Annotated in this window: 22 protein-coding genes; 4 read left to right on the top strand and 18 right to left on the bottom strand. The window is 69.3% G+C overall.

Features of this window, described 5'->3' with window-relative positions:
* Nucleotides 1-230: 230 nt before the first annotated feature.
* From paaE to pdhA, 13 genes are all read right to left on the bottom strand, one after another.
* Nucleotides 231-1,367 (bottom strand): 1,2-phenylacetyl-CoA epoxidase subunit PaaE, encoded by a 1,137-nt coding sequence (gene paaE / locus IF09_RS0135350; RefSeq protein WP_030302964.1) that lies wholly within the window; start codon nt 1,365-1,367, stop codon nt 231-233.
* Nucleotides 1,367-1,903, bottom strand: a complete 537-nt coding sequence (gene paaD / locus IF09_RS0135345) for a 1,2-phenylacetyl-CoA epoxidase subunit PaaD (protein WP_030302963.1) — start codon at nt 1,901-1,903, stop codon at nt 1,367-1,369. The genes paaE and paaD overlap by 1 nt, the downstream gene beginning before the upstream one ends.
* On the bottom strand, nt 1,897-2,763 hold the full coding sequence (gene paaC, locus IF09_RS0135340; protein ID WP_030302962.1) for a 1,2-phenylacetyl-CoA epoxidase subunit PaaC: 867 nt from the start codon (nt 2,761-2,763) through the stop codon (nt 1,897-1,899). Before paaC ends, paaD begins: the two co-directional genes overlap by 7 nt.
* A 12-nt stretch (nt 2,764-2,775) precedes the next feature.
* Nucleotides 2,776-3,102, bottom strand: a complete 327-nt coding sequence (gene paaB, locus IF09_RS0135335; protein WP_030302961.1) for a 1,2-phenylacetyl-CoA epoxidase subunit PaaB — start codon at nt 3,100-3,102, stop codon at nt 2,776-2,778.
* Complete coding sequence (gene paaA, locus IF09_RS0135330) at nt 3,099-4,073, bottom strand: 1,2-phenylacetyl-CoA epoxidase subunit PaaA (RefSeq protein WP_030302959.1); 975 nt, start codon at nt 4,071-4,073, stop codon at nt 3,099-3,101. The genes paaB and paaA overlap by 4 nt, the downstream gene beginning before the upstream one ends.
* A gap of 35 nt (nt 4,074-4,108) precedes the next feature.
* Complete coding sequence (locus tag IF09_RS0135325; protein WP_030302956.1) at nt 4,109-4,954, bottom strand: enoyl-CoA hydratase/isomerase family protein; 846 nt, start codon at nt 4,952-4,954, stop codon at nt 4,109-4,111.
* Nucleotides 4,945-5,811: a 3-hydroxyacyl-CoA dehydrogenase family protein gene (locus IF09_RS0135320; RefSeq protein ID WP_030302954.1), complete on the bottom strand. Its 867-nt coding sequence runs from the start codon at nt 5,809-5,811 to the stop codon at nt 4,945-4,947. Before IF09_RS0135320 ends, IF09_RS0135325 begins: the two co-directional genes overlap by 10 nt.
* A complete protein-coding gene (locus IF09_RS0135315) occupies nt 5,808-6,578 on the bottom strand; it encodes an enoyl-CoA hydratase/isomerase family protein (protein ID WP_030302951.1) in 771 nt (256 codons plus the stop codon). Before IF09_RS0135315 ends, IF09_RS0135320 begins: the two co-directional genes overlap by 4 nt.
* Nucleotides 6,575-7,759, bottom strand: a complete 1,185-nt coding sequence (locus IF09_RS0135310) for a thiolase family protein (RefSeq protein WP_030302950.1) — start codon at nt 7,757-7,759, stop codon at nt 6,575-6,577. The genes IF09_RS0135315 and IF09_RS0135310 overlap by 4 nt, the downstream gene beginning before the upstream one ends.
* Nucleotides 7,752-9,458 (bottom strand): phenylacetic acid degradation protein PaaN, encoded by a 1,707-nt coding sequence (gene paaN / locus IF09_RS0135305; protein WP_030302948.1) that lies wholly within the window; start codon nt 9,456-9,458, stop codon nt 7,752-7,754. Before paaN ends, IF09_RS0135310 begins: the two co-directional genes overlap by 8 nt.
* 86 nt (nt 9,459-9,544) lie before the next feature.
* On the bottom strand, nt 9,545-10,954 hold the full coding sequence (locus IF09_RS0135300; RefSeq protein WP_030302946.1) for a dihydrolipoamide acetyltransferase family protein: 1,410 nt from the start codon (nt 10,952-10,954) through the stop codon (nt 9,545-9,547).
* On the bottom strand, nt 10,951-11,970 hold the full coding sequence (locus IF09_RS0135295; protein WP_030302944.1) for an alpha-ketoacid dehydrogenase subunit beta: 1,020 nt from the start codon (nt 11,968-11,970) through the stop codon (nt 10,951-10,953). The genes IF09_RS0135300 and IF09_RS0135295 overlap by 4 nt, the downstream gene beginning before the upstream one ends.
* A gap of 5 nt (nt 11,971-11,975) precedes the next feature.
* Nucleotides 11,976-13,112 carry a pyruvate dehydrogenase (acetyl-transferring) E1 component subunit alpha gene (gene pdhA, locus IF09_RS0135290; RefSeq protein WP_037636912.1) on the bottom strand — a complete coding sequence of 379 codons (1,137 nt, stop codon included), beginning with the start codon at nt 13,110-13,112 and terminating at the stop codon, nt 11,976-11,978.
* Nucleotides 13,113-13,262: 150 nt separating this feature from the next.
* Between pdhA and IF09_RS0135285 the strand changes: the two genes are divergently transcribed.
* A complete protein-coding gene (locus IF09_RS0135285) occupies nt 13,263-13,733 on the top strand; it encodes an Lrp/AsnC family transcriptional regulator (RefSeq protein WP_030302939.1) in 471 nt (156 codons plus the stop codon).
* 12 nt (nt 13,734-13,745) lie between these two features.
* Here the strand turns inward: IF09_RS0135285 and IF09_RS0135280 are convergent, their stop codons facing one another.
* From IF09_RS0135280 to IF09_RS0135260, 4 genes are all read right to left on the bottom strand, one after another.
* Nucleotides 13,746-15,530: an aldehyde dehydrogenase family protein gene (locus IF09_RS0135280; RefSeq protein WP_078613660.1), complete on the bottom strand. Its 1,785-nt coding sequence runs from the start codon at nt 15,528-15,530 to the stop codon at nt 13,746-13,748.
* Nucleotides 15,518-16,564: a histidinol-phosphate transaminase gene (locus tag IF09_RS0135275; RefSeq protein ID WP_030302931.1), complete on the bottom strand. Its 1,047-nt coding sequence runs from the start codon at nt 16,562-16,564 to the stop codon at nt 15,518-15,520. Before IF09_RS0135275 ends, IF09_RS0135280 begins: the two co-directional genes overlap by 13 nt.
* Before the next feature lie 914 nt (nt 16,565-17,478).
* Entirely contained in the window at nt 17,479-17,958 is a 480-nt protein-coding gene (locus IF09_RS0135270; RefSeq protein ID WP_158710143.1) for a hypothetical protein, read from the bottom strand.
* Nucleotides 17,959-18,340: 382 nt separating this feature from the next.
* Complete coding sequence (locus IF09_RS0135260) at nt 18,341-18,751, bottom strand: acyl-CoA thioesterase (protein ID WP_030302928.1); 411 nt, start codon at nt 18,749-18,751, stop codon at nt 18,341-18,343.
* 667 nt (nt 18,752-19,418) lie between these two features.
* On the opposite strand from IF09_RS0135260, the gene IF09_RS48665 reads away from it, so the two are divergent.
* Entirely contained in the window at nt 19,419-19,856 is a 438-nt protein-coding gene (locus tag IF09_RS48665) for a winged helix-turn-helix transcriptional regulator (RefSeq protein WP_078613659.1), read from the top strand.
* 831 nt (nt 19,857-20,687) lie between these two features.
* On the opposite strand, the gene IF09_RS0135250 is transcribed toward IF09_RS48665, so the two are convergent.
* Nucleotides 20,688-21,596 carry a LysR family transcriptional regulator gene (locus IF09_RS0135250; protein WP_078613658.1) on the bottom strand — a complete coding sequence of 303 codons (909 nt, stop codon included), beginning with the start codon at nt 21,594-21,596 and terminating at the stop codon, nt 20,688-20,690.
* A gap of 256 nt (nt 21,597-21,852) precedes the next feature.
* Between IF09_RS0135250 and IF09_RS0135245 the strand changes: the two genes are divergently transcribed.
* A complete protein-coding gene (locus IF09_RS0135245; protein ID WP_051833483.1) occupies nt 21,853-22,617 on the top strand; it encodes a gamma-glutamyl-gamma-aminobutyrate hydrolase family protein in 765 nt (254 codons plus the stop codon).
* Between the two features lie 70 nt (nt 22,618-22,687).
* Nucleotides 22,688-23,188: winged helix-turn-helix domain-containing protein (locus tag IF09_RS0135240; protein WP_106975209.1), on the top strand; the 501-nt coding region annotated here is incomplete at its 3' end.

Genomic DNA, 23,188 nt, shown 5'->3' with positions numbered 1-23,188 from the left:
TAGGCGCACGCCGTCGGTCAACGAACGTTGCGGGCGGCCCGTGTTTGCGCGGTCTCCCGCGTCGGGGACCAAGGCGCCAAGCGGGCTTTCACCCCGCCCTACTGAACGTCTGTTCGAAAAGAGCGATTGATTGACCCGGGCTTACTGTGCCGAACGGCATGCGCCTTTTCCAGCGCAGGTTTCCGATCGTTCATCGTCGAGAAAATCGAACGTTGTCGACATGTTCGCGCTCACATGTCGAAGTCCACGGTGAGCTCGTCCGATGCGGGGCGGGTCTGGCAGGTCAAGACGTATCCCGCCGCCACCTCCGCGGGCTCCAGGGCGTAGTTGCGGCGCATGTCCCCCCGGCCCTGGGTCACCAGGGCGCGGCACGTCCCGCAGACGCCGCCTCTGCAGGCGAACGGCAGGTCGGGGCGGAGCTGTTGAGCAGCGTCGAGGACGGTGCGGTCCCGGGGGGCCGGGAACGTGGTGACCCTGCCATCCAGGACGACGGTGACTTCGCTCGTGGCGAGACCGATCGCCGAGACCTCGTGGCGGGCAGCGGGCGGTTCTTCATCGGCGTGGAACAGTTCCTGGTGGATTCGGTCAGCCGGGACGCCGAGCCCGGCCAGGATGGCGCTGGAGTCACGGACCATGCCGTGCGGACCGCACAGCCACCATTGGTCGACGCCGTCGGTGTCGACCAGGGCATCGAGCAGGGCGGTGAGCCGCGCCGCATCGAGGCGGCCGGAGAGCATTTCGGCCTGGCGCGGCTCGCGGGACAACACGTGAACGAGCTGGAAGCGGGCCGGGTACTGGTCTTTCAGATCTGCCAGTTCGTCCGCGAACATGACCGTATCGGTTCGCCGGTTGCCGTAGAGGAGGGTGATGCGGGATGAGCCGTCGGCGCCGAGTACTGAGGCGGCGATCGACAGCATCGGTGTGATGCCGGATCCGGCAGCGATGAGCACGAAGTGGCCGAGGCCACCGGGTTGACCGGAATCACCGAGTTGTCCGGCTCCGGTGAGGTCGGGCGTGAAAGCACCGACCGGCCCCATCACCTCAAGGGTGTCTCCCGGGTGCACACCATGGACGAGCCAGGAAGAGAACAGGCCGCCGGGTACGACGCGGATACCGATGCGCAGAGGTTCCCCGACGGGGGAGCAGATGGAGTAGGAGCGGCGCTCGTCGCGGCCGTCGATCTCCCGGCGCACGGTGAGGCACTGGCCGGGGAGAAACGCGAATTCCTCGGCCAGACGGTCCGGTATCGCGAGGGTGAGCGCGGCGGCGTCGGAGCACAGCCCCTCAACCTCTGCGACGCGCAGGGCGTGGAAGGTGGGATGCAGACGGGTCCGCGCCGTGACGGGGGGACGGGAGGGGGTCGTCATCAAAGGTCCTTGAGGTGCTCGAAGGGCTCCAGGCAGGTGCCGCAGCGGCGGAGCGCCAAGCAGGCGGTTGCGGCGAACCGTGAGATCTCCTCGGTATCGACCGAGGCGCAGCGCGGGCAGGGCACATCCGACGGGGCCGGCCCGAGGGACAACCACACCGGCCCGGATTCGCTGAGGCGCCGAGGCCCCGGTGGTGCGATGCCGTGTTCGGCGAGCTTGAGGCGGCCCTGGGATGTGATCCAGTCGGTAGTCCAGGGCGGGTCGAGCACGGTGACGACCCGAACGGCGGGAAAGCCGTCCGCCTGCAGTCGGGTGGCGGCTTCAGCCCGCATCTCGGCCACGGCGGGACAGCCTGAGTAGGTCGGGGTGAGCCGCACGACGACCGTACCGTCCTGCTCCACCTCGACACCGCGGAGCACTCCGAGGTCGGCGAGGGTCAGCATGGGCAGTTCAGGATCGGGGATCTCGCAGGCGGTACGCCAGGCGCGGTGCGCCGCATCTCGGCGGTGCTCGCCGGCATCTGCGAGCGTCACCATTGCGCCTGCGGGTGTGCGCGGGCGATGCTCTGGAGTTCGGTGAGGAGCGGCGCCAGGTGTTCGGTACGGTCACCGTCGCGGCCGGAGCCGGGTATGGCAGGGGCGGACGCCGGGCCGAGAGGCAGGACCTCGGAGGGATCGAATCCCGCTCGCACCAGGACGTCGGCGAGATGCCGCAGCGTCCGGTCGGCGACCACTGCGGACTCGGCGCCCAGACCGGCTGCGGTCCGGTCGGTCAGTGGTTCTCCCAGCCAGGGCGCGACGTCGAACAGCGCCGTTCTGAGACGGTCACGGGACTCGGGAGTCCCGTCGCCCAAGCGCACGGTCCACACCGCGGCGTAGTGGCAATGGTAGGAGAGCTCCTTCACGCTCTTGGCGGCGATGGCGGCGAGCACCGGATCAGGAGCGCTGGTGAGCTCCTCGAAGACGGCCAGCCGCCAGACGGACAACACGAGCAGCCGTGTGATCGTGAAGGCGAAGTCGCCGCCGGGCAGTTCGGCCAGCCTTAGGTTGCGGAAGCCGTCTGGATCACGGAAGTAGGCGTACGCGTCCTCGCCGCGGCCCGTACCGTCGGCCCGTCCCGTCCTGGCGTACAGCAGCCGGGCCTGGCCGAGCAGGTCGAGGCCGATGTTGGCCAGGGCGAGTTCCTCCTCCAGTTCCGGAGCGCGCGTGCACCACTCGGCGAGCCGCTGGGCGGACACCAGGGCGTCGTCGCCCAGGGCCAGACAGCAGGCGGCCAGGTCTCCGGCGTCGATGCCGTCCGGCACCCTCTGGTCGACGCCGTGCAGGGGGTCGGTGAAACCGGTGCCGAACGCCCACTGCGCGTTGTCGTGGTCGACGTACAGGTCCTCGTGACTCATTGGCGGCCGCTCCTAGATGTGGGGTACGTCGTCGGGGATGTCGTAGAAGGTCGGGTGCCGGTAGACCTTGTCCCCGCTGGGCGCGAAGAAGGGATCCTTCTCGGCGGGGGTGGAGGCGGCGATGGAGTCGGAGCGCACGGCCCAGACGCTCACGCCCTCGTTGCGCCGGGTGTACAGGTCGCGGGCGTGGACAAGGGCCATCGTGTCGTCGGGCGCGCGGAGGGAGCCCACGTGGACATGGTTCAGTCCGCGCTTGCCCCGAACGAACACCTCATACAGCGGCCACTCGTCCCGTATGCGGACGGGTCCGCCGGCGGAAGTCCGGTCGGTGCCACTCATGCCGCCGCTCCTTCCCGTACCCGGGTCGCCTGCTTGGCGGCATGGGCCGAGGCCGCCTCCCGCACCCAGGCTCCCTCCTCGTGGGCGGCCCGGCGCCGGGCGATCCGCTCGGCGTTGCACGGCCCGTCGCCGGAGACCACGCGCTTCAGCTCGTCCCAGTCGGGGGCGCCGAAGTCATGGTGCCCGCGTTCCTCGTTCCACCGCAGGACGGGGTCGGGCAGGGTGACGCCGAGCTTCTGGGCCTGCGGCACGGTCATGTCGACGAACCGCTGTCGCAGTTCGTCGTTGGAGTGCCGTTTGATCTTCCAGGCCATGGACCGCGCGGAGTTGGGCGAGTCGGCGTCCGGCGGGCCGAACATCATCAGCGACGGCCACCACCAGCGGTTCACCGCGTCCTGCACCATCTCCCGCTGCTCGTCGGTGCCGCGCATCATCGTCAGCAGGAGTTCGTATCCCTGCCGCTGGTGGAAGGACTCCTCCTTGCACACGCGCACCATGGCGCGCCCGTACGGACCGTACGACGTACGGCACAGGGGCACCTGGTTGCAGATCGCCGCGCCGTCCACGAACCAGCCGATCACGCCGACGTCGGCGAAGGTGTGGGTCGGGTAGTTGAAGATGGACGAGTACTTCTGGCGGCCGTCGATCAGACGCGCCGTCATGTCCGTGCGGTCCGCCCCGAGGGTCTCGGCCGCGGAGTAGAGGTACAGCCCGTGCCCGGCCTCGTCCTGCACCTTGGCGAAGAGGATGGCCTTGCGGCGCAGCGAGGGCGCCCGAGTGATCCACTCGCCCTCGGGCTGCATGCCGATGATCTCGGAGTGGGCATGCTGGGCGATCTGCCGGATCAGCGTGCTGCGGTAACCGTCGGGCATCCAGTCCCGCGGCTCGATGCGCTGGTCGCGGGCGATGGTGTCCTCGAAGGTGGCCTCGGGGCCCTGGGGCCCGGATGGTGTGAGGGTGGGGGTGTTCATGGGGTGTGCGTGTCCCGTCGTACTCGGTGAGTGGGTCAATGGCCGCGGAAGGCCGGGCTGCGGCGTTCGAGGAACGCCGTGACGGCTTCGCGGTGGTCCTCGGTGGCGCCGAGCCGGCGCTGGATCACGGCTTCACGCTCCAGCGCGGCCGGCAGCGGAGCGGTGGCCGCGGACCGCAGCAGTGCCTTGATCTCTCGGTGGGCGGCGGTGGGTCCGCCTGCGAGGGAGCGGGCGACGGCCAGCCCTTCAGCCGTGGCCGAGCCATCCGCCACGACGCGGTGTACCAGGCCCCATCGTTCGGCGTCCTGTGCGGAAAAGCGGTCTCCGAGGAGCATGAGTCCTGCGGTCCGTGAAGGACCGAGCTGGCGGGCGAGGCCGCGGGCGACCCCCGAGTCGGAGGCCAGGCCGAGGCCGGCGAAGGCGGTCGCGAAGCGGGCTCCTTCGGCGGCGACACGTACATCGGCGCAGAGCGCGATGCCGAGCCCGGCCCCGACACACGCGCCCTCGACGGCCACGACGAGCGGGACCGGCAGCCCGTGCAGCTCCTTCAGCAGCGGGTTGTAGTCGTTGGGAAGGTTGGCGAAGGCCGCCTCGGGCGCGGTGTTCAGCAGCCGGGCGTGCTCCTTGAGGTCCTGGCCGACGCAGAAATGCCTTCCGCGGGCAGTGATCAGGGCAGCGCGTACACCGCGTGCGGTGTCCGTGGTCAGGCGGCGTGCTGCCATGAGGAGGGCGCTGCGCATATGGGTGTCGAGGGCGTTGCCGCTCCCGGGACCGCGCAGCTCGATGACGGCCACGGCGTCGGTGACGTCGTAGGTGACCCCGTGACGCGCGGGGCGGCCCGGCTCGTGGGCGTCGGTGGGCGCACCGTCGGTCACGGCCATGAGTAGAACCCCTTCCCCGTCTTGCGGCCCAGCTCGCCGCGGGCGACCTTCTCCCGCAGCAATGCCGGGGGGGCGAACCGCTCCCCGAGCGTCCTGTGCAGGTGGTCGGCAATGGCCAGCCGTACGTCGAGACCCACTACGTCGGTGAGGCGCAGCGGCCCCATCGGGTGCCGGTATCCCAGGCGCATGGCCGTGTCGATGGCCTCCGGCTCGGCGACCCCCTCCTCGACCATGCGGACGGCCTCCAGACCGAGGGCCAGGCCGAGACGGCTGCTGGCGAATCCCGGCGAGTCCTGGACGACGACCTTCTGCTTGCCCAGGGCGCGTGTCCAGCCGACCGCCGCTGTCAGAGTCTCCCCGGTGGTGTCGGGAGTGAGGACCAGTTCGACGAGCGCGGAGACGGGCACCGGGTTGAAGAAGTGCATGCCCAGAAAGCTTCCCGGCCTCTTCAGGGCCGCCGCGAGTTCGGTGACCGGGAGGGAACTGGTGTTGGTGGCGAGTACGCACCGCTCCCCCACGGCCTGCTCGGCGGCGGCGAGCAGCCGGGCCTTGAGCGCGGCGTCTTCGGGTACCGCCTCGACGACGAGATCGGCGTCGGCGGGAAGTTCGGCGATCGAGGTCACTGCGGTGACCCGGTCCGGTACCTCACCGGTGGCGGATCCGCCGGGCCCCTCGCGCTCGGCGGCCTGCCTCAGGCCAGCGGCGATGCGGTTCAGCGCGACGGTCGCGGCCGCTTCGTCGTGTTCCACGACGACCACGGACGACCCTGCGGCCGCGAAGGACTGGGCGATACCGGTCCCCATCCGGCCGCCGCCGATCACCCCCACGACGGCGGGCGGTGCTGATGCCGAGGTCATGCCCGGCCTCCGTTCTTCTCGTTCTTCTCCAGGAATCGCGTCATGCGCTCCTCCTTGTCGCGGCCCTCGAACAGCACGGCCTGGGCGAGGTCGTCAGCCACCGGATGGGCACCCGGGGCGTCGGTGACGAGCTTGGTCAGCCGCAGGGCGAGCGCCGAGGAACGAGCCATGCGGTCCAGCAGGGCGTGTGCCTCGGCGTTCAGCCGCTCGGCCGGTACGACGTCCGTGACCAGCCCACAGGCGAGCGCGGCAGGTGCGTCGAGGTGCCGCCCGGCGAGCAGGACCTGTTTGGCCACCGACTCGCCGAGCAGCTCCCGCAGCCGCCAACAGGCCCCGGCGGCGGCGAGGATGCCCAGGCCAGGTTCGGGGTTGCCGAAGACGGCGTTTGGCCCGGCGATCCGGATGTCGCAGGCGTACGCAAGCTCGGCGCCGCCGCCCAGTGCCCAGCCGTCCACCGCGGCCACGGTGGGCAGGGGCAGCCTGCGTACCCGCTCGAACAGACGGCTGTTGATTCCCTGCAGCGCCTCCTCCAGGCCACGCCGCCGTAGTTCGGCGATGTCGGCGCCGCCGGCGAAGACCCCGCCGTGCCCGGTGAGCAGCAGCAGCCTCGGCGCGCGCTCCAGGTCCTCGCACACGCGGTGCAGTTCGGCGATCATGCCGCTGCTGATGGCGTTGCGAGTTTCCGGCCGGTGCAGGGTCACGACGACCCGGTCCGAGCCGGCCTCGACCCGCAGGGTCTCGTACGCCGTGTCCTCCCGCGTGCTCATACGCGCTCCACCAGCATCGCCACGCCCTGTCCGACCCCCACACACATGGTCGCCAGTCCCCGTTGAGCGTCCTCGCGTTCCATGCGTCCGAGCAGGGTGAGCAGGATGCGGGCGCCGGAGCAGCCGAGCGGGTGTCCGAGGGCGATGGCGCCGCCGTCGGCATTGACCCGGTCCTCGTCGAGCTGCAGGCGGCGGACCACGGCCAGCGCTTGGGCGGCGAAGGCCTCGTTCACCTCGACGGCGTCCAGGTCGTCGGCCCGCCAGCCCGCCCGGTCCAGCGCCCTCAAGGTGGCCGGCACGGGCCCGAGCCCCATCAGGCGGGGCTCGACCCCCGCCGAGGCGGCGGTGACGACGCGGGCCCGGGGAGTGAGCCCGTATCGTTCGACCGCCGCGCCACTCGCGACCACCAGGGCCGCGGCCCCGTCGGACAGCGGCGAGGAGTTGCCCGCGGTGACGATTCCGTCGCTGCGGAAGGATGTGCGCAGTCCGCCGAGCTTCTCCAGCGAGGTGGACGGCCGAGGCCCCTCGTCCTGGGTCACCTCGCCGTCCGCCACCGGCACCGGGACGATCTCCTCCTTGAAGCGGCCCGCCCTCTGGGCGGCCTCCGCCCTGCGGTGACTCCGCAGCGCGAAGGTGTCCGCCTCGAGGCGGGTGATGCCGTCCAGGGCGGCGACCTCCTCGGCGGTCTCGCCCATGGACAGTGTGCTCGCGGCCGGGAAGCGCGGATTGGTGAAGCGCCAGCCCAGGGAGGTGTCGTGGACTTCACCGGGCCGGGCCCAGGGCGTGCCGGGCTTGGCCATCACCCAGGGGGCACGAGTCATTGACTCCACTCCGCCCGCGACGACCAGGTCTGCCTCCCCCGCACGAATCGCCTGGGCGGCCGAGGCGACGGCCGTCAGCCCGGACGCGCACAGCCGGTTGACGGTATATCCGGGCACGGTGTCCGGCAGTCCGGCCAGCAGGACGGCCATCCGGGCCACGTCCCGGTTATCTTCGCCCGCCTGGTTCGCGGCGCCGAGGATCACCTCGTCCACGGTGTCGGCCGGGATGCCCGAGCGACGTACCGCCTCGCCGACCACGAGGGCGGCCAGGTCGTCCGGGCGTACGGAGGCCAGGGCGCCTCGGTGACGGCCAAGCGGAGTGCGGGCCCCGTCGATCAGGTAGACCTCTTCATCACGCATCGGCGTGCTCCTCTGCGGGTGCGTGGCGCCGGGACTGGACGACCGAGAAGCGTCCGGTGACGAACGCCGGGTCGGTGAGGGCTGCATTGGCCGCGGGGTTGGCCGCAGTGCCGTGAAAGTCGCTGAAGGCGGCGGACTGGTTGACGAAGACCGCACCGGTCAGGTTCTCCGACAGGTTCACGCCCGCCTCCAACGCGGTTGCTCGTGCCGCCTCCAGCACACCCTCGTCGGTGGCGTACACGGAGGCGGTCAGCGCGCCGTGGCGCCGTACGGTGTCGTGCAGGAGACGCAGGCCGTGCGCGGTGGAGTCGGTACCGATGACGAAGGAGACCGGCCCGAACCACTCGCTCGTGTATGTCTCTTCGCCGGTCTCGGCCTCGAGCCGGACCAACAGCGGGGAACGGACGGCCGCGTCCGGGAAGTCCGGGTGGGTGATTTGCCTCGACGGATGGGCGACACGGTCGAGTTCCGCCGCCTCCGCCACGCGCTTCAGGACACCGTCGTTCACGATCGCGCCGAGGGTGGCGGCCGCACGGGCCGGGTCGCCGAGCAGCCTGTCCAGGGCGGCGCCGAGGTCGGCGGCGAACTCGTCGGCCGTACGGCGCCCCTGGTCGGTGGGGAAGCCGTTGCGGGGAACGAGGATGTTTTGGGGGGTGGTGCACATCTGGCCGCTGTAGAGCGACAGGGAGAAGGCGAGGTTGCGCAGCAGACCGGCGTAATCGCCCGTGGAGTCCACGACGACGGTGTTGAGTCCGGACTTCTCGGTGTGGACCGCGGCCTGGCGGGCGTTGGTCTCCAGCCAGTCGCCGAACTCGCTGGAGCCGGTGTAGTCCACGATGCGCACATCGGGGTGGGTTGCCAGGGCGGGGGCGGTGCGCTCGTCGGGCTTCGCGGCGGCGAGCAGTACCACGTCCGGATCGAAGCCGGCCTCCGCCAGCACCTCACGGGCGATCCGCACGGTGATTGCCAGTGGCAGCACGGCACGTCGATGAGGCTTGACGACCACCGGGTTGCCGGTGACCAGACTCGCGAACAGTCCCGGATAGCCGTTCCAGGTGGGGAAGGTGTTGCAGGCGATCAGCACTGCCACACCGCGTCCCACGGTGGTGAAGGTCTTGTCCATGACGACTGGGACGCCCTTGCGCTGTGGCTTGCTCCAGCGGGCCGCGACCGGATGGCGTGTCTGCTCGTTCCACGCGTGGGCGACCGCTTCGAGGCCTCGGTCCTGGGCGTGTGGACCGCCGGCCTGGAACGCCATCGTGAAGGGCTGGCCGGTGGTGTGCTGGACGGCGTACGCGATCTCGAAGGTCGCCTCGTTCAGCCGGGCAAGGATCTCCGCTGCAACGCCGGCCCGGGTGTCCGGGCTCGCGGCGCGCCATGCCACTGCGGCTGACTTGGCCGTCGCGACGGCCACCTCGGGCGGCAGGTACGGGTAACTGATGCCGAGCGGGAAGCCGTAGGGCGAGACTTCGGTGGCGGGGACGGTGCCGGTGCTCGGGTGTCCTTGGATGGGGAAGGGGCGGCCGAGGAGGCCTTGGAAGGCGGCCTCGCCCAGCCGCGATGCCTCTGCTCCGTACACAGAGGTGCTGGGGGTTTCCTGGTAGGGCGTCCAGTAGGTGCGGTCGGCGGCACACTCCACCGCCTGGTCGAGCAGAGCCGCGTGGCGGACGAAGAAGTCGGGATTCTGGTCGGTGGGCACTGAGAGCTCCTGGCCGAACGTTCGGTAGGTTGATGGGTTTGAGGCGCCCAGGTGGACGCAGGGGAAGTGGGGGAAGCGGGGTTGGATCAGACGTCGGCGAGCAGGATCGCCGGGCGTTCCACGCAGTCGGCCACGAAACGCAGGAACCCGCCGGCCACACCGCCGTCACAGACCCGGTGGTCGAAGCTAAGGGAGAGCTGCATGACCTTGCGGACGGCCAGCTCGCCGTCCACCACCCACGGTTTGTCCACAATGCGGCCCGCGCCGAGTAGAGCGGCCTCAGGGTGGTTGATGATGGGCGTGGATCCGTCGACACCGAACACGCCGTAGTTATTGAGGGTGAAGGTCCCGCCGGTCAGACGGTCGGGCGGCAGGGCCCCGTCGCGGGCCAGCCCGGTCAACCGGGCGAGCTCGGCAGCCAGTTGTGCGGTCGTCATGCGCTGTGCGTCGCGGACGACGGGGACCACCAGGCCGCGTTCGGTCTGGGCGGCGAAGCCCAGGTGCACCTCGCTGAAGCGGACGATCTCCCGCCGCTCGGTGTCGACGGTGGAGTTCAGCTCCGGGAAGCGGTGCAGTCCGGCGATGCAGAATCGGGCGAGCAGGGCCAGCAGCCCGATGGGGCGGCCGGGGTCTGCGGCCTGCATGGCCTTCCGGGCTTGGAGCAGGATCGTCGCGTCCACGTCGACCCAGGTGGTGGCGTCGGGGATCTCGGTGCGGCTGCGGGAGAGCTTGTCCGCGACCGCGCGGCGGACTCCGCGCAGCGGGATGCGCTCAGGGCCGGCCGGCGCCGGCCGAGCGTGCGGTGCACGGTCCGCCGACTGCTGCCGGTCCGGGGTGACCGGTGCGGTATCGGGGTCCGTCGCCAGCTGGCCGGCCCGCCCAACGGCCTGCTCGACATCTCGTCTGAGCACGACTCCTGCGGGACCCGATGGCGCCAACGCGGCGAGGTCGATCCCGTGTTCCCGCGCCATCTTGCGTACGAGGGGGGATATGACCCGGGGAGCGTGCAGCTCTCCGGACGGCGCCGCCTCGGCACCAGTGCCGCCTCCCGTCGCGGCGCCCCCGCGTCGGCGGCGGCGACGCGGTGCCGGGCCGTGGCCGGTGCCGTAGCCGATAAGGACGTTGCCGGACCCGGCCTGCTCCTCCTCCCGGTATCGCTCAGCCGCAGGGTCGGCCGACGTCGAATCGACGGGAGGCTGGGCGCCCGGGCCCTCCCCCGCGCCGTCGGGCCGGCCGGAAGTCGGCGTACCCACCGTGATCAGCGGCTTCCCCACCTCCAGCGCCGTACCCGCCTCCGCGTGCAGTTGCAGCACGGTGCCCGCGTAGGGGACCGGCACCTCGACTGCGGCCTTGGCGGTCTCGACCTCGATGACGATCTGGTCGATCGTCACCGTGTCACCGACCGCGACCTTCCACTCGATGATCTCGGCCTCGGTCAGCCCTTCGCCGAGATCGGGCAGCCGGAACAGCTGCTCCTGAAGCGCTGCGGTGCTCATGCGGCCGTTCCCTTCAGCAGATGCCGGGTGTCCGGCGCGTCGCTGAACTGGAGACGGTCGACGGCGTCGAGGATCCGGTCGACGCTGGGCAGATGCGCGTGCTCCAGCTTCGGCGGCGGATACGGGATGTCGAAGCCGGCCACCCTCAGGACCGGCGCGGCCAGCGAGTGGAAACAGCGCTCCTGCACCCGTGCGGCGATCTCCGCCCCCACGCCGGCGAAGCCCTGGGCCTCCTGGACGACCAGGCAGCGCCCGGTCCGGTGTACCGATGCGGTGACCGTCTCGTCGTCGAAGGGCACCAGCGTGCGCAGGTCCACGACCTCCAGCTCGATGCCATCGGCCGCCGCCGCTTCGGCCGCGGCCAGGGCCACCGGCACCGACGGCCCGTACGCGACGACCGTGGCGTCGCGGCCCTTCCGCCGGATCGCCGCCTGCCCGAACGGCAGCGCTCCGCGCCGCTCGAGGTTGACTTCCTCCTTCGACCAGTACAGCTTCTTCGGCTCCAGGAAGACCACCGGGTCGGGGTCGGCTATGGCGTCGCGCAGCAGCCAGTACGCGTCCTCGGCCGTCGCCGGGGTGACGACTTTCAGGCCCGGGGTGTGCGCGTAGTACGCCTCGCTGGAGTCGCAGTGGTGCTCGACTCCCCCGATGCCGCCCGCGTAGGGGATACGGATCACCATCGGCAGCGCGAGCCGCCCCCGGGTCCGGTTGCGGAGCTTGGCCACGTGTGAGGCGATCTGTTCGAAGGCCGGATAGGCGAAGGCGTCGAACTGCATCTCCACCACGGGCCGGAAGCCGCCCATCGCCATGCCGACGGCCAGTCCTACGATGCCGGCCTCGGCCAGCGGGGTGTCGAAGCAGCGCTGCTCGCCGAAGTCGCGGGTCAGCCCGTCGGTGATCCGGAAGACGCCGCCGAGCGGACCGACGTCTTCGCCGAAAACGAGCACGCGCTCGTCCTCGCGCAGTGCGTCGCGCAGTGCGGTGTTCAGCGCCTGCGCCATCGTGACCTTGGCCATGGCCGTCAGTTCTCCTGGGTGTCGAGTGCGGGGGAAGCAGCGTCTTCGGCCAGCTCGGCCGCGAGCAGGGCGCGCTGTTCGCGCAGCTGCGGAGTCGGCTCGGCGTAGACGTGGTCGAAGAGCTCCAGCAGGTCGGGCACGGACTCCTCGTTCATGCCCCCGCGCAGCTCTGTCGCCAGGGTCTCCGCCTCCTCCCGCACCGCCGCGACGTCCTCGTCGGTGAGGGCGCCGCGGGCCCGCAGGTACGTTTCAAGACGGCTGACCGGATCGGCGGCGCTCCACCGTTCGACCTCCGCCGCGTCCCGGTAGCGGGTCGCGTCGTCGGCGTTGGTGTGCGCGTCCATGCGGTAGGTGTGCGCCTCGACCAGGACCGGTCCGTGCCCGGCACGGGCGTGCTCGACCGCCGCGGTCAGCACCGCCAGCACGGCGACCAGATCATTGCCGTCGACCTGTTCGGAACGCACCCCGTGTCCGATGCCCTTGTACGCGAGGGCGGGCGCCGCGGACTGCCGGGCCAGCGGCACGGAGATCGCATACTTGTTGTTCTGGATGAAGAAGACGACCGGCGCACAGAAGACGGCAGCGAAGTTCAGCGCCTCGTGGAAGTCCCCCTCACTGGTGGCACCGTCACCTACGAGGGCCATCGCCACACCGGCTCCGCCTGTGCGCCGCAACGACTCCGCCATGCCGGTCGCGTGCAGCACCTGAGTGGCCAGCGGGGTGCACTGGGGGGCGACGCGGGTGGCGGCCGGGTCGTATCCGCAGTGCCAGTCGCCGCGCAGCAGCGTCAGCACCTCGAGCGGGTCGATGCCCCGGGCGACCAGGGCCACGGAGTCGCGGTAGGTCGGAAACAACCAGTCGTCCGGGCGCAGCGCGAGCACGGCGCCGATCTGGCAGGCCTCCTGGCCCCGGCTGGACGGGTAGACCGCGAGCCGCCCCTGCTTGGTCAGCGCAGTGGCCTGGGTGTCGAACCGGCGTCCCACGACCATCCGCCGGTAGGCCTCACGCAGCGCCTCCGGCACAGGCTCGGTGTAGCCGGGCGCGGGCTTGGCCACCGGCGTGCCGTCCTCGGCCACGAACCGCACCGGCGTGAGGGACGGCAGGAGGCCCTGGACCGTCTGGCGAAGGCTCTTCACGGACATGGAGGGCACTCACTTTCTCTGGACACTTGACGCGAGTATCGTCACCAATGCTGAATATGTGTTCAAGGTTTCCGGCGAACCGGCGACGGACTGTCGAGCCAAGCGCTCTGGGAGGGCAAAGTGTCCGAGCAAAACTCACCCTCGGAGTCGATGACCGGACGAACTGCCGTTCGACTCGACGACACCGACCGGCACATCCTGGCGGGGCTCCTCGACGACGGGCGGGTGTCGATCAAGGCACTCGCGGACAAGCTGCACATCTCGCGTGCCAACGCGTACACGCGCATCAACAGGCTCATGGCCGAGGAGGTCATCACGGGCTTCAGCACGCAGCTGAATCCGCAGCGGGCCGGCCTCGGCACGAGCGCGTACGTGACGCTGACGATCGACCAGAATGCGTGGCGGGACACCTCCCGGGAACTGCGCGAGATCCCCTACGTCGAGCATGTCACCCTCGTTGCGGGCGACTTCGACGTCTTGGTGCTGGTCCGCACTCCGGACAACTCGGTGCTGCGCCGGGTCGTGCTGGAGCGCATCCAGGCGGTACCGGGAGTGCGCTCGACCCGCACCTGGCTGGTCTTCGACGAGGTGCGTGGACGCGGGACGCACTGGACTGCCTGACTGCTCGGTCACTCAGACGTCGACCAGCGCGGCAGCGGAACCCGCGTCCGGCGCCGGAGCCGGAGGCGACTCCGCAGCCCCGATGGGGGTCGGGCTCGGGGCCGCTTCCACCCCAGGAGCCGGGGCGGTCCCGGCCGCATGCTGCCGAGACCGCACCACCCGGAACCGCCCGGTGACGAAGTGGGCGCCCTCGGGGGGCAAATCCGCGCCTGCTGAGGAGGGGTCCGCGGGGAAGTCGTCTGCGAGGTTCTGCACCAGATGCACCCCGGCGTCCAGTGCTGCCGTCTCGGCGACCGCCAGCACGAGCGGGTCGGTCGAGTGCACCGTGGCGTACGACGCCCCGTGGCGGCCCACCGTGCGGCGGAAGAGAGCCAGACTGTGCGACGTCGAGTCGGTACCGACAAGGAATGAGACGGGCCCCGGCCACTCCCTGGCGTAGATCCGTTCGTCCTGCGCCGCCAGCCGGACGAGCAGGGGGCTGCGCACATCGGCGGCCGGATGAGTGGGATGGCGCAGCGCTCCGGAGGCATGGAGCACGGTGCCGTACCGCGTGGCCTCCCCCAGCCCCGCCCGAACCGTATCGCTGGCGATCGCGCCCAGCAGCCTGGCCACACGTGCGGGATGCCCGAGCAGCCGGTCCACGGCCTCGCCCAGGTCGGCGCCGAAGTCCACCAGACTCTTGCGCCCCTCATCGGTCGCGATGCCCGTCGTCGGCACCAGGATGTTCTGCGGCGTGGTGCGGACCGTGCCGCTGCACCGGCACAGGGAGTGGGCCAGGCCGCGCACGAGATCCCGGTAGTCACCGGTGGAGTCGACGATCACCGTGTTCAGGCCGGTCCGGTCGACGAACGTGGCGGCTTGGCGGGCGTGTTCCCTCAGCCAGCCGGCGAACTGCGCCGAGCCGGTGAAGTCGACGATGCGCACCCCCGGGTCCGTGGCCAGCCTCTCGTGCAGCCGTTCCGCTGGTTCCGCCACCGCCAGGGTCACGATGTCCGGTGGGTGACCGGCCTCCGCCAGCACCTGCCGGGCGACGCGCACGGTGATGGCCAGCGGCAGCACGGAACGCGGATGCGGGGCGACGATCACCGGATTGCCGGTCACCAGGCTGGCGAACAGACCCGGGTAGCCGTTCCAGAGCGGATAGTCGGGGCAACCGATGAGCAGCGACACTCCGCGGGGCACCAGTGTGCTGGTGCCCCGCATCGGCAATGGTTGCCCGCTCCCTCGGGTCCCTTGACCGCTCTCCCAGCTCAGGTCCGCCGGAACGCGCTCCGACTCAGCGAAGGCAAGGGCCACGGCCTCCAGCGCACGGTCCTGGGCGCGCGGCCCCGCGGACCGGAACGCCGCCTGCGGCGGCTGCCCCGTGGTGTGATGCACCGCAAGGGCCAGCTCATGGCTGCGAGTGTTCAGCCGGCGCAGTATCTCCACGGCCAGCCCGGCCCGTCGGTGGAGCCCGGCTGCGCGCCACCCGGCCGTCGCCTGAGCGGCAGCCGCCACCAGAGCTGCGGGGTCGCATCGCGGGTAACCGATGCCCATGCCGATCCCGTATGGCGAGGACTCGGTGCACACCCGGCCCAGCTCGCCGGGCTGGCCGAGCTCGAAGGGCCGTCCCAGCAGGGAGCCGAAGACCTTCACAGCTGTTCGGACCGATCTCATCCCCGCGTCGGCAGCATCCTGTCCGGTCGCCTCCGTGAAGGGCCGCCGGCATTCACCGGCGGCGAGGGCCCGCACGGCTTGCTGAAGCAGTTCGCGATGCCGCTCATAAGGCCCAGGGCGCACGGCCTTCAGCCTCTCCAGGTCGCGGCGAGATCGAGGAAAGCCTCGTTCTCCTGCGGCAGTCCGGTCGTCACCCGGACGCCCTCCCCGAGGAACGGGCGGACCACGACGTGCCCGCCAAGACAGTGGACGGCGAAGTCAGCGCTCTCGTCCGCAAGCGGTAGCCACACGAAGTTGGCCTGGGAGTCGGGGACTTCGAAGCCCAGCGCGTGCAACATCAGAATCACGCGCTCCCGTTCGACGACCGTGAGGGCGGCCCGCCGGACGACTTCCGCGCGCTCGCCGAGGGCGACGACGGCGGCCTCCTGGGCGAGGGCGCTGACGCTGAACGGTACCTGCGCCTTGCGCACATGAGCGGCGATCCACGGCGGCGCCACGCAGTAGCCGACGCGCAGTCCCGCCAGTCCGTAGGCCTTGGAGAACGTCCGCAGAACCACCACGTTCGGGCGGTCGCCGAGCAGGGCCAGGGCATCGGGGACCAGCGCCGGATCCGCGTACTCACGATAGGCCTCGTCGACGACGATCAGCACGTCTTCCGGGACACGGTCCGCGAAGTCGAGCAGCGCCCGCTCACCGACCGCGGTGGAGGTGGGGTTGTTTGGGTTGCAGACGAAGACCAGCCGGGTCCGATCGGTGATCGCCGCGGCCATGGCGTCGAGGTCCAGCGCATGGTTGCGCAGCGGGACCCGTACCGCCACACCGCCTGCCACCGCCGTGAGAATCGGATACGCCTCGAAGGACCGCCATCCGAAGACGACCTCGTCGCCGAAGCCGACGACCGAGTGCAGCAGCTGTCCGCAGACCTCCGAGGATCCGGCGCCCACCGCGATCTGCTCCGGCTCGACCTCGTGGTGCCCGGCTATAGCCCGCACGAGTGCGGTGGCGCTCAGGTCGGGGTAGCGCGACATGCCGCCGGCCAGCTCCGTAAGCGTTGCGGCTACACCGGGCAACAGCCCGTACGGGGATTCGTTGCTGGCCAGCACTACCGCGCCGGGCACTTTGCGGCCCGGGACATAGGCGGGCAACTGTGCCAACGATGAACGGACACGCACCATGCTCGACTCGCTTCTGAATCGGTGGAGCCCGAGGACCGTGCCTCCGGGCACTTGACAGGTAAAGCGTGAACAGCAGAGGTCAAACGCTCAACTGTTTGGAGAATTCGGCGACAGATCGCATCAATCCGGCAGCCGGCACGGCAAGCCGTCTCCCCGCCTGCTGGTTCGGGCCCTCGTTACGAGACGGACGGAGCGCAGCTCACCAGGCGTCGATGACTACTCTCGGCTACAGGCAGGACTCGCTGGCCCCGACGCCCGCCGCCGACACTGTCCGTGAGACCTGGTCCCCACCCACACACGAGATGCCTGCACCGGTCCGCTCCGATGAAGAGGACCAAGCCCAAGTCGCCACTCCCCAAGGTAGTTGCCGTCACTGGCCGCGACTCCCTCGCCGGCTGACGGCCGACTGTAGTGGTGGGTGCACTCGTTGTCCCTTCTTGCACGCAGGGCTCCCGCCGGTTCTCTCTGTCTGCTCCGCCCCCCGCCCGGGATGTCGGTCGCACCTCGGCCTCTGAGGAGGGGACATATCCGGACTCGGAGCAGGCATCACACACGGGAACCACGTGCGCTGCTCGACGAAGAGGTTTGGCAGGTGGCACGTGCGACTCCGCTCCTGCTCGCGGCAGAATCCTGCAATCGCACAGAAGTAAGCGCAAGTAAAGACACCTTTTTGCTGGATAAGCCGTGCTTACTGCGCGCGGGGTAGGCCCCCGTCTCCCGCCTCTTAGGGCCTCGGAGCCGCGCAATCGACGACCAGAGCGGAGCCAGCCTGACAAAACAAGCTCAACCAGCTCGGCACCGGCGCAGGGGACATCGGGCGCCCTGAGCCACCCCGGGCGGACTGATCGCAGACGCCCGCGGCACCGGGCGGCCGCCAGGCGCAACCACTGACCAGCGCGCAGGACGTCTCAGGGCTAGTCAAGGACGCGCCACAGCTTCGGGAACCAAACCCAGCGCCCATTGACGTAGGCCATTCCGTCGTACGCCTTACCGAGAACTTCGCCTGGCTCCAGATACTTCCACCGGTAGATCGTCGTTCCCGGTTTGAGGTAAGGGGCCACCTTCTCATATCCGAGGGGGAATTCCTCACTAGGCTGATTCGGCCAATTCCTGAGGTCGTCCGTGGTAGCCTTCGCCACCTTGATTTCTGTCTTTTCACGGGCGACGTCAAGCGTGGCGGGGGGCTTGGACCAGATCCACTCTTCGTACATCTTCTCGGCTTTGGCCGCGAACTCCGGCTCGAAGACCGCTGCGTAGTCAGCGGAATTCGGCTCCAGTGAAGCCACTACATCCTCGCCAAAACGTACAGCCATGATCAGCTTCCGGAAACCTGCATCCGTGTTCGGGTACAGTGTCGCCTGAGATGTGCCCGACGACGTCTCGGTGGGTTGCATTCCCTGACCATTTGCGGAGCACGCACTCAGACTCAACAGACACACAACACAGAAGGGGACAAAGCGATTCTTCACTTGTTTCTTTCTTGTGCGAGTGAGGCGGGTCAGACTTCCTACCTCATCGGAGGTTGTGACCTACTCATCCCGCAGCACGACGGATGAGCCGCGGGCGGAGACGGATTGAGACGGCGAGGCCGCGCCCCCCAGGTCGAGCAGCAGGGATGTCATTCGAGTCATTTCATTTCGTCGTTGTTTCCTGCCCGCATCACGGTATGGCGATGGCACTTGTTCAGCGGGTCCACTCGGGCGTGGTAGGCGGTCGTCGCCCATGTCAGCGGTCATCGCCCATGTGGGGGTGACTCGGGCCGGCTCGGTCAAGCGGTCACTGCTGCGTCAGAAATCCTGTGAGGTAGGCGCGTTCAGCCTCGGTGAGGCGCCGCGGGCGCTTGCCCTCCAGGTCGTAGGGAACCATCGTGGAGGCTGCCCTCGCGTACAGAGTCCCTTCATCCTTCACCTCGTAGGCGAGGCTGAATGACACCGCCCTGAGACCGGTAACCCAGACCTCGACGGTGACTGGCGTTTCGCGCCACTCCAAGGGCGCCTTGTACTCGATCTCGTGCTTCGCGCTCACGCAGCCCGCTGTGAAGGTGTCCACACCGGCTATTGCGGCCTGGCCACCGAGTATGTCGCTGCGCGCTTCCTCCAGATAGGTGAGGAAGACGGCGTTGTTGACGTGCCCGTAGACATCCATGTCGGACCAACGGACTGAGCAGCGGTATTGATGGCGAGTCATTCCACTCATTTCATTTCATCATTATCACCCGCCCCGAATCGGGGCAGGGCGACGGGCATCGCCTCAGCGGTCCACTCGGGCATGGTCGGCGGTCGCGCCGCTTGCTGGTTTCCGTGACGGATAAAGCCCCACGGAGCCTGCTTCGTCCCGGTCCACAGCAGCGCGGTGGAGTGAGGCGCGCACGGTTCTCACCCACCCGCTACAGCTCCGTCAAGGGCGATCCCCTGGCGCCGACCCGCGGCCCACAGCCACTAAAGCCCGGCAAACATAACACGGCCATAAGCAGTCATTTTTTTCCAACGGTATTACTCGGAAACTCCCACTTGATCACCACACGAGTCGGTCGGCACAGTATTCGCGGACTGATCGTGGGCGCCGGCAGGACGATTGGCATCCCCGCCATGGGGTGCCGGAATCGCCCTCGCCGAAAGGACTATCACGCCACGAGGCAGCTGCCGCCCGATGCAGCTCAGGGCAAACCATCGGTCGCACGCGAAGTGCGGGATCTCGCGCCAGTGAGTGACGGCAATTCCAGGAGCTGCCCCCAGCGCAGCAGCCGCCGAACGGGTTCGTGAGTGCGTTCAGAATATGAATGCACTAGGTTGTGGCCATACCTCGTGCCTCATTCGCAGCCTTCCACTGTTCGCTGTCGCGCTCCCTGGCCGTGATGGGTGACTGCTGGTCACCGCTGGTCTTGCGCGACATCTCTCTAGGCATTGACACTTTTGAGGAGCTGGTCCCGCGACCTTGGCGTGTCCCGCGCACTGCTGAAGAATTGGCTCGACAGACTCGTGGACGGCGATGTGCTGGAACGGGTCGAGACTCCACGCGTCCCCAGCGGTTCCGTTACGTGCTCACCACATCAGGACGGGAGCTCGTGACGGTGCTTTTGGCACTCACCCAGTGGGGCGACCACTGGCACGCGCCGGATAGTCTGCCGATCGTGTTTCGGCACCACTGCGGAGAGGTTCTAGAGGTGTCCGTCACGTGTCGTACCTGCAGTGGAGCGGTTCATCCGGAGGGCGTCTCGGTCCAGCCGGGCCCGGGCGGGCGCGCAGCGCCCGGCACTCTCGTCATTGCCGAGCGCCTTGCGGGGATGGCATGACTGATCACGTCGCAGCTTGGCGAATGGCCGGCGAGGCGGGGGATGCGAGAGCGGCAGTAGCCGCTATGTCCGAGGACGTTGAGCTCGTTTCGCCACTGCGGACCGGTTCACGTTTCGGGGGCACCGTGAACTCGAGGAACTCCTGACGAGCGTGTTCGAAGTGTTCACCGGCATCCACTACGAGGCACAGTTCCAGGAAGGACAGCACGCGATCCTGCGCGCCGCGGGTCATGTCGGTCGCCTGCGGTTGGAGGAGACCCAGTATCTCGATCTCGACGATGAGGGCCGTATCCGACGCCTCACCCTCATGATGCGCCCGCTCACAGCCGCCAGCCGTTTCCTGCGCGTGCTTGGGCCTCGGGTTGCGAGCCGGCAGGGACGGCCGTGCACGGCGGGAGTACTCATCGTGGCGGGCGCATGGCTCGACTCGGTCGTGGCCGGCGGAGATCGGGCTTCATGCCCATGGCCAGTCCTGATCGGTCACGTCGTCCAGTCCAGGTCGACCGCCCACCGGCGTGATCGGCTGTCGGCGGTGTTCCTCCACCGCCGAGGCGTCCATGTCGGGGGCGACGCTCATGCCCACGCCGGGCTGCCATGTTCGCGGCCAGGAGACCGGTGATCAGTCAGCGCCACGATGTCGCCACGTCGAATCACGGCAGCGCTCATGCGGAAAGAGGTTCCGCGTCACGTCACTACACGACAGCGGTCAGCTCCCCAGGAGCCTCCCGAGGGCGATTGTTTGGCAGCACCCGACCTGGGACGGGCGCCACGATGTATGTATTCACAAATGATCGAATGTGTCAGTGCACCGCCGAACGGCTGGTCGGGGGCTCAGGCAATGACTGCCCGGACCTGTGTTGTCAGCATTCGCTCGAGCGCCAGCAGCGCTTCGGGGGCGTGGCGGGTGTCGAGGCGTACGGTGTAGATGAACCGTGTCAGCGCCGGGTTGGCCAGCGGTCTCGCGACAACATTGGTCACACCGCTGGGCAGGGCCAAGCGGGGTAGTACCGCGACACACAGGCCCGCGGCAACGAAGCCCAGGATGGTGTTGAAGTCGTCGCCCTCGTACTCCAGTCGGGCCTCGAAGCCTGATGTCTTGGCCATCTGGGCAAGCAGCTCCAACCGCAGCGCGGCCTCGGGCGCGGCGACCCACGTCTCGCCGGCCAGGCTCGCCAGGTCGATGACCTCCCGGCTGGCCAGCTCGTGGCCCGCGGGAAGCACCGCCACGACGGGGTCCCGTGCAATCAGGGTCCGGCGCAGTGTGCGCGGCGGCGGCTGGGGAATGAAGTCGTAGTCATAAGTCAGAGCAAGGTCGGCGTCTCCCCGTTTGATCCGGCCGTAGCCGGCCTCGGGCTCCAGCTGCGAGAGGCTGACCCGGACGTCGGGGTACGACGTTTGCAACTGCGCGAGAGCCTTCGGGACGATGCTCGTGGCGGCCGAGGCGAAAGCGCCGAGCCGGATCCGCCCGGACGTGCCGGCACGCAGGGCGTCGAGTTCCAGGGCAGCTGCGGCCAGCGCGGAGCGTACCCCTTGTTCGGCATCGAGGAGGACCTGGCCGGCGGGCGTGGGACGCACGGGACGGCGCTCCAAGACTCGAAGGCCTGCGCGGCGCTCGAGTTCGGCGATCTGCTGAGAGACGGCGGGGGCGCTGTAACCGAGTTCGCCGGCGGCGGCAGCGAACGAGCCGTGGCGCACCACGGACTCCAAGGTGGCGAGCAAGCGGGGATCTGGCATCTGCATGGGTTAAGCCTGGCTTACCTCACACAAAGATGTCATTTCTTGTGCTTAAGGACGAACGCCAGCAGGATTCTGCCACCAGGCAAGGGGGCGTGACCCGTCTCGCTCCGTGCCGTGGCCGTCCCCTTACCCATGCCGCGAGGTGCACCCGTGCACCGTCGTCCGTGCAGCGTTGCCCGCAACCGGCCCCGGGCCGGGGTTTCAGGGGGCGGTCAGTCATCTGACTGGATTTGACTGCTGCATGGGAAAGGGGCGCTGCGTGCGCAAGCCACTTATCGGAATCACCACTTACCTCACCGACGCGCGGTGGGGAGAGTGGGAGCTGCCCGCCGCGCTGCTGCCCGCGGCGTACGCCACATGCGTTCAGGCTGCCGGAGGCCGGGCCGTCCTTCTGCCGCCCGATGCGCCGGGCGCGGCGGCGGACGTCATCGCACGATTGGACGGCGTCATCCTCGCCGGAGGTGAGGACCTGGATCCCGCCCTGTACGGGGCCGAGCCCCACCCGTGTGCGGGGACTCCGGTCCCCGCCCGCGACCGGTGGGAGCGCGCTGTCCTCAAGAACAGTCTGGACCGTGACATTCCCGTCCTCGGAATCTGCAGGGGCATGCAGCTGATGAACGTTCACGCGGGCGGCACGTTGATCCAGCACCTGCCCGAGAAGGTGGGTCACGACGCCCACAACGGGTATCTCGGACTCTTCGCGCCACATGCCATCACCACCGTGCCGGGCACCCGTCTGGCCGCACTCCTGCCCGGGACCACACAGGTGGCCACGCACCACCACCAGGCAGCCGACCTCCTCGGCGCAGGCCTGGCGGTCGCGGCCTACGCCGAAGACAGCACAGTCGAGGCCATCGAGAGTACCCGGCACCACTTCGCCCTGGGCGTGCAGTGGCACCCCGAGATGAGTGCCGACCAAGCAGTGATACAAGCTCTGGTGTCGGCAGCCCGGCAGCGTACAACGGCAGGGTTGCACGAGTCGGCTGAGCGGCAAGCACCGGTCGGTGGCGTTCCCCTTTACTGACTTGAGCTCGTTGGGGTGAATCGTTGCGAAGTTCCTGATGGGTGTGGGGGGGTGACTATATTCGTGGTGTGTGAGATATGCGGATGGGGGCGGGCTGACTCCGACAGGACGTCAGCGGCGCGAGACGGTACGGATGCAGGCGGCTGAGCTGTTCGAGCAGAAGATCAAGCCGTCGGAAGTCGCCCGGCGGCTGCGGGTGAGCGTGAAGTCGGCGTATCAGTGGCACCAGTTGTGGCGGGACGGCGGTGTTCAGGCTCTGGCTTCCCGCGGTCCGAGTGGGTCACGGTGCCGCCTGTCCCCGCGGTGTCTGGAGAAGCTGGCCGTGTATCTGGAGGAGGGGCCGGCTGTGCACGGCTGGGTCGAGGACCAGGTGTGGACCGCCTCGAGGGTGGCCACGCTGATCGGCCGGAAGTTCCACATCTCCTACAGCGTTTCCGGGGCCACCAGGCTGATGCTCCGGCTCGGGTTCAGTCCGCAGGTGCCCGCGCGGCGGGTGGCCGAACGCGACGAGCAGGCCGTCACCGTGTGGCGGGAGGCGACCTGGGCGGAGGTAAAAGGGCCCGGGCGGCCT

This window comes from Streptomyces katrae, assembly GCF_000717655.1.
Lineage (GTDB): Bacteria > Actinomycetota > Actinomycetes > Streptomycetales > Streptomycetaceae > Streptomyces > Streptomyces katrae_B.
Note: the sequence above shows the minus strand (reverse complement) of the source record. Positions and strands in the feature narration are given on the sequence as shown.

Coding starts and splice junctions, on each gene's coding strand:
- IF09_RS0135285 (WP_030302939.1), top strand. CDS start 13,263: ATGACCGGACGAACTGCCGTTCGACTCGACGACACCGACCGGCACATC.
- IF09_RS0135275 (WP_030302931.1), bottom strand. CDS start 16,564: ATGGTGCGTGTCCGTTCATCGTTGGCACAGTTGCCCGCCTATGTCCCG.
- IF09_RS0135315 (WP_030302951.1), bottom strand. CDS start 6,578: ATGAGCACGCGGGAGGACACGGCGTACGAGACCCTGCGGGTCGAGGCC.
- IF09_RS0135320 (WP_030302954.1), bottom strand. CDS start 5,811: ATGACCTCGGCATCAGCACCGCCCGCCGTCGTGGGGGTGATCGGCGGC.
- paaE (WP_030302964.1), bottom strand. CDS start 1,367: ATGACGACCCCCTCCCGTCCCCCCGTCACGGCGCGGACCCGTCTGCAT.
- IF09_RS0135310 (WP_030302950.1), bottom strand. CDS start 7,759: ATGCGTGATGAAGAGGTCTACCTGATCGACGGGGCCCGCACTCCGCTT.
- IF09_RS0135300 (WP_030302946.1), bottom strand. CDS start 10,954: ATGAGCACCGCAGCGCTTCAGGAGCAGCTGTTCCGGCTGCCCGATCTC.
- paaA (WP_030302959.1), bottom strand. CDS start 4,073: ATGAACACCCCCACCCTCACACCATCCGGGCCCCAGGGCCCCGAGGCC.
- IF09_RS0135295 (WP_030302944.1), bottom strand. CDS start 11,970: ATGGCCAAGGTCACGATGGCGCAGGCGCTGAACACCGCACTGCGCGAC.
- IF09_RS0135260 (WP_030302928.1), bottom strand. CDS start 18,751: ATGACTCGCCATCAATACCGCTGCTCAGTCCGTTGGTCCGACATGGAT.
- pdhA (WP_037636912.1), bottom strand. CDS start 13,112: ATGTCCGTGAAGAGCCTTCGCCAGACGGTCCAGGGCCTCCTGCCGTCC.
- IF09_RS0135270 (WP_158710143.1), bottom strand. CDS start 17,958: ATGCAACCCACCGAGACGTCGTCGGGCACATCTCAGGCGACACTGTAC.
- paaC (WP_030302962.1), bottom strand. CDS start 2,763: ATGAGTCACGAGGACCTGTACGTCGACCACGACAACGCGCAGTGGGCG.
- paaD (WP_030302963.1), bottom strand. CDS start 1,903: ATGGTGACGCTCGCAGATGCCGGCGAGCACCGCCGAGATGCGGCGCAC.
- paaB (WP_030302961.1), bottom strand. CDS start 3,102: ATGAGTGGCACCGACCGGACTTCCGCCGGCGGACCCGTCCGCATACGG.
- IF09_RS0135250 (WP_078613658.1), bottom strand. CDS start 21,596: ATGCAGATGCCAGATCCCCGCTTGCTCGCCACCTTGGAGTCCGTGGTG.
- IF09_RS0135325 (WP_030302956.1), bottom strand. CDS start 4,954: ATGGCCGTGACCGACGGTGCGCCCACCGACGCCCACGAGCCGGGCCGC.
- IF09_RS48665 (WP_078613659.1), top strand. CDS start 19,419: ATGGGTGACTGCTGGTCACCGCTGGTCTTGCGCGACATCTCTCTAGGC.